Consider the following 493-nt stretch of genomic DNA (forward strand, 5'->3'; position numbering starts at 1 on the left):
GTGCTTTCTACGAAGGTATTGTGTAAACGAATGGTGAATAACCTTCTTCGATCTAACATACAGTGATTTATAGATGGTTTCGTGGGAGACCTGCATATGTTTGCGCCTTGAATACTTAACTTTAAGCCAGCCTGATATTTGTTCTGGTGACCATCGTAATTCAAGCTTTTCGGTAACTAGCTTCTTTAGTTCGGTATTAATCTCTAACACGCCAAGCTTAGGACGCTTTGCCATACGCCTTGCTCTTCTGTCTGCGTCGATAGCTTTGTAATAGCGTCTACCGCGATTACGAGCAACTTCACGAGAAATAGTTGAGGGCGAGCGCCCTAGCATTCTTGCTATGGCTCTAATGCTCATTTTCGCTGAAAGTGCTACACGAATTTCTTCACGCTCTTCACTTGTGAGGTGAGTTTTACTCCTACTTCTTGCTCGCGGCTTGATACCACCATTTTCACGAAGTATGGTGAAAACGGAACCAGGAGGGGCTTCAATT

The 493-nt window shown here is 44.0% G+C and carries 1 protein-coding gene; it reads right to left on the reverse strand.

The genetic code is table 11. The features are described 5' to 3' along the window. On the reverse strand, nt 1–493 hold a 493-nt coding region (locus BGP75_RS00030), incomplete at both ends, for a helix-turn-helix domain-containing protein (RefSeq protein WP_143820934.1).

The organism is Motiliproteus sp. MSK22-1 (genome assembly GCF_001968815.1).
In the GTDB taxonomy this organism is placed as follows: domain Bacteria; phylum Pseudomonadota; class Gammaproteobacteria; order Pseudomonadales; family Balneatricaceae; genus Motiliproteus.